Origin of the sequence: Chroococcidiopsis sp. (assembly GCF_051657925.1) — a bacterium.
Classification (GTDB): domain Bacteria; phylum Cyanobacteriota; class Cyanobacteriia; order Cyanobacteriales; family Chroococcidiopsidaceae; genus Chroococcidiopsis.
Genome location: NZ_JBOFLP010000217.1, coordinates 1 through 4,337, shown reverse-complemented (window position 1 = coordinate 4,337; position 4,337 = coordinate 1). Strand labels below are relative to the sequence as shown.

Below are 4,337 nucleotides of genomic sequence, written 5' to 3'. Positions count from 1 at the left end.
CTGATTTGTTTACTTCTCCCACTTCAGAAGAGATAGCAGTAACAAACATTGATTCTTTTCTCATGCTGGAAGAATCAACAGATGAGATACCTACAGAAGATACAGCATCGATCGCACAATGGGAAGCTAGTAGCGAAACTCCAGAACTAGGCTTCGACTCTGCCACAATAGAGTTAGACAACACTCTCAACTTAGAATTAGAGTCCGATCGCGATCTACTCACCAACGAATCACTAACAACAACAGACGATTTCAGTAGTACCGAGCTGATGACAGGGTGGGATACTAGCAGTGAAGCCCTAGAAATGGGGGTTGATTCCACTATTATCGAGTTGAGCGACAGTATCAGTGTTGACGCATCTAACTCAGAGCTATTCACACAATCAGCATCAATCCCTGTTGATGACGAAAGTGCCACTCCTGGTAAGACATTCGATGTCGGGGAAGATGAAGAAAATATCCCTCCTAGTACAACATGGAATGTTGAGGAAGATGAAATAGGTATAGATTTTGATACCCATCAAATTGAAAGCGCAGATCTTCCCAGCTTTGAACTCGAACTAAGTTTGGAGTTAGGCGATAACTTCAGCTTAGTAACCGAAGCTTCCACAGAAGATGCAGAATCGCTCGCGCAATCGGATACTGACAGCGAAACCCTAGAGATTGGCTTTAACTCTGCCACGGTAGAATTAAATGATTCCTTCAATTTAGAATTAGAGCCTAGCAGCGATTTACTCACTGACGCATCACTGACAGCGACGGACGATTTCAGCAGTACCGAACTGATGACAGGGTGGAACGCTAGCAGCGAAATAGACACATCTTTTGATGACGAGAGTTCTATTACGAGCGTCGCCTGGGGTGCTGGGGAAGCAGAACTCAGTTTGGGTGGGATCTCCAGCCAAACTGAGAACGAAGATCTTCCCAGCTTTGAACTCGAACCGAGTTTGGAGTTGGGCGATAACTTCGATTTCATGACTGAAATTGCTGAAAGTGATGCCGAGTTATTTTCTACCTCCACTGCGGCTATCATCGATGAGAATATTACAGAGCTGATGTCTGTGGTGGAATCAATCTACCAAGATACAACTGACAATGAGGTCTTGCTAGGAGAAGCCCAAGCAGATTTTCTAGCTGACTCGCAGTTGGTGGAAACAGATGACGATTTTCCCGAACTAAATGCTTTATTGCAAGAGGAAGAATCAGTCACAAATGCGATCGCCACGGCAGAAGCTTTATTAGATTTAAGCTCATCTCCAATCGTACCTGCGATCGAGACACCTACTACAACCGCTAGCAGTGAGGATGACTTTGGCGATTTGGAACAGCTATTGCAGGAAACTCCTAAAGTCGCGGCAGCTACTACCACAACTCCAAGTGGTGGTGACTTTGGCGATTTGGAACAGCTATTACAGAAGACTCCGGCAAAAACTACCAATGTAGTTGCACCTCAACCAGCCCCAGCAGCACCTCAACCAGCAACTGCGCCTAGCCCTCGCCGTCCCGCCTTCGAGCAGATGATGCGCGTGCCAGTCAAGCAACTAGACAGTATTGGTAATATGGTTGGGGAGCTAGTTGTATACCGGAATAGCTTAGAGCAAGATCAAGAAAGGCTACGACAGTTCCTCGACAACTTGCTACACCAAGTCCAGCAGTTGGGTGATGTGGGTACGAGGATGCAGGAACTATACGAGCGATCGCTCTTAGAAGCATCCTTACTCAATAGTCGTCAGGGAGGAAAACTAATTTCAGTTCCAGATGGCAATTCTTCCTCAGTAGAGGAACGGCACGCCACTGGAGTCAACTTTGACGCACTAGAAATGGATCGCTTTACAGGCTTCCATACCTTAGCGCAGGAAATGATCGAGTTGATCGTCAGGGTACGCGAGGCTTCTTCAGATATTGAATTTGTCACGGGTGAAACCGAGCAAGTAGCGCGCAACTTCCGCCAAGTGACAACCCACTTGCAAGAAGGTATCACGCGATCGCGAATGGTTCCCTTCAGTCAAATTGCCGAACGGTTGCCTAGAGCCGTGCGTGATATTGCTCTCAAATACGGTAAGCAGGCAGAACTACAAGTAGAAGGCAACGAGACTTTGATTGACAAGGGGCTTTTGGAGCAACTCTACGACCCCATGACCCACTTAGTCAACAATGCGATTACTCACGGGATTGAAACCCCAGATGAGCGAACTGCTAAAGGCAAAGCTGCGGCTGGCAAAATTACAATTCGCGCTTTTCACCAAGGCAATCAGACCGTAATTACCGTCAGCGATAATGGAGCTGGTATCGATCCAGAAAAAGTGAAGGCAAAAGCGATCGCAAATGGGCTAATTACTCCAGCAGAAGCAGACAGCATGGATCGTTTGGATGTCTTTAACCTGATCTTCCAACCAGGTTTTAGCACCAAAGAGCAAGTAGACCAATTTGCCGGACGAGGTATTGGGATGGATGTGGTGTTGACTAGCCTCAAACAAATGCGAGGTACAATTCACACTGATTCCACTCTGGGCAAGGGAACAACCTTTACAATTCGTCTACCTCTAACACTGAGTATTTGTAAAGCACTTTGTTGCGTGAGCGATAAGGCTCGAATTGCATTCCCAATGGACGGTGTGGAACAGATGATAGATATTCCCGTGAATGATATCGTCGCTAACGCAGAAGGACAGACCTGCATTCCTTGGCGCGATTCCTTATTGCCATTCCGACCCTTAAAAGAATTGCTCAGTTTCACTCGCCAATTAGGGAGAGGTAGCATTTATGGCAGCAGTCGCGACGACAACGCAGTTTCGATTGTGATTCTCCGTTCTGCCGATACATTCTTTGCGCTCCAAGTTGACCAGGTGTTAGGCGAACAAGAAATTGTAATTAAACAATTTGAAGCACCTGCACCCAAGCCAGCAGGAATTGCTGGTGCTACAATTTTGGGGGACGGTCGGATCGTGCCGATTGCAGATGTATTGGAGTTAATCGATCTATCTGTAGGACGGATTCAGAAAGATGGTAGAGGTACTGTTTGGTCGCCCAGACATATTCCTGCACCACCAATATCAGCAGCGCCAGTTAAAACAGAACCATTAGTACTAATTATTGATGATTCGATTACCGTCCGCGAGCTGTTGTCGATGACATTTACCAATGCTGGCTATCGTGTGGAACAAGCGCGTGACGGTCAGGAAGCTTGGGACAAGCTCCGCGATGGTTTACCTTGCGATTTAGTTTTCTGCGACATTGAGATGCCAAGAATGGATGGCTTAGAGTTGCTATCGCGGATGCAAAAAGAGGAAAGATTGAGTCAACTACCAATAGCCATGTTGACATCGCGGGGTTCCGACCGTCACCGCCAGATGGCACTCCAGTTAGGAGCTAGCGGCTACTTCACTAAACCATATTTAGAAGAAGCATTGCTTGATGGCGCTCAGAGAATGCTCAAAGGTGAGGTATTAATTGCTGTTAGTAGTGCTAGTAGTATGTAGGCAATTGAGTTAGTTGCCGTTTGAAATAGAGAGACGCACCGCGGTGCGTCTCTCTATTTCAGCTCGCAATCATACAGCAGACGAATTCTATTTGCCCGAGCTTAGCCCTTACTCATCTCCTAAATCTTCCCAGAATTGTTGCTTATTAAATGTATATTGCAATCCTAAAAAAGCGACAATTTTTTCAGTATCGTATTCGGCATTTTGCAAGCAAGTAGAAGCACCAGGAGAGGGAGTTATATTAAACAAAATATTTTCTCCAACAATTTTGGCTTCTCCCATTTCAAGACGCTTAGTTTTTGTATTAACAATTTGGGGTCTGATTCCTCCATAACCTTCAGCAAATTGTAATTCGCTCAGTTGTAAAGAAGGAACAATCTTACGTGCTTCTCTTAAAAATAGTCTTTTACCGACTAAAGGTAGATCGTAAATTAAATTTCTCAAAATATATTTGAAAATAGTTGTATCTGATAGTATATTTAAGAAACTTATAATAGCATTGATACTGAATCCTGCTGTTTTAAGATAGTCTAAAACAGTAGCATACTTGCGATTCTCTAATAGTAAAGTGACTTTGGCGGTGGGACCAAACCTAGTCAGGCTTTGGTCGTGAACTTCCGGATCTCCATGAATAGCAGCAAAGGGAATTTTTTTCATTTGTACGGTGTAGACTTTGCCATTTAAAACACCTGGTGAGAAATAAAAATTTCCCGCTACGTTCAAAAGAGCATAATCTTTTCCATAACCTAGAGTTTTGGCAAATAAAAGACTATATGCTCCAGTGGCAAAAGCTACAGTTTTCGCCGAGAATGTTCCTCGATCGGTTTGTATATAGTATAAATCTTGTACTTTTTTGAG

General features: G+C 44.7%; 1 protein-coding gene and 1 pseudogene. One reads left to right on the top strand and one right to left on the bottom strand.

Features of this window, described 5'->3' with window-relative positions; genetic code table 11:
• Positions 1-62 precede the first annotated feature (62 nt).
• Entirely contained in the window at positions 63-3,479 is a 3,417-nt protein-coding gene (locus tag ACRC32_RS17370; protein WP_438555147.1) for a hybrid sensor histidine kinase/response regulator, read from the top strand.
• A gap of 108 nt (positions 3,480-3,587) precedes the next feature.
• Here ACRC32_RS17370 and ACRC32_RS17365 read toward each other — a convergent pair.
• Positions 3,588-4,337 (bottom strand): annotated as a pseudogene (locus tag ACRC32_RS17365) (FAD-dependent oxidoreductase); the annotation flags it as partial.

Bases quoted from the DNA above. Each gene is read 5' to 3' on its own strand.
- ACRC32_RS17370 (WP_438555147.1), top strand. From the start codon at position 63: ATGCTGGAAGAATCAACAGATGAGATACCTACAGAAGATACAGCATCG.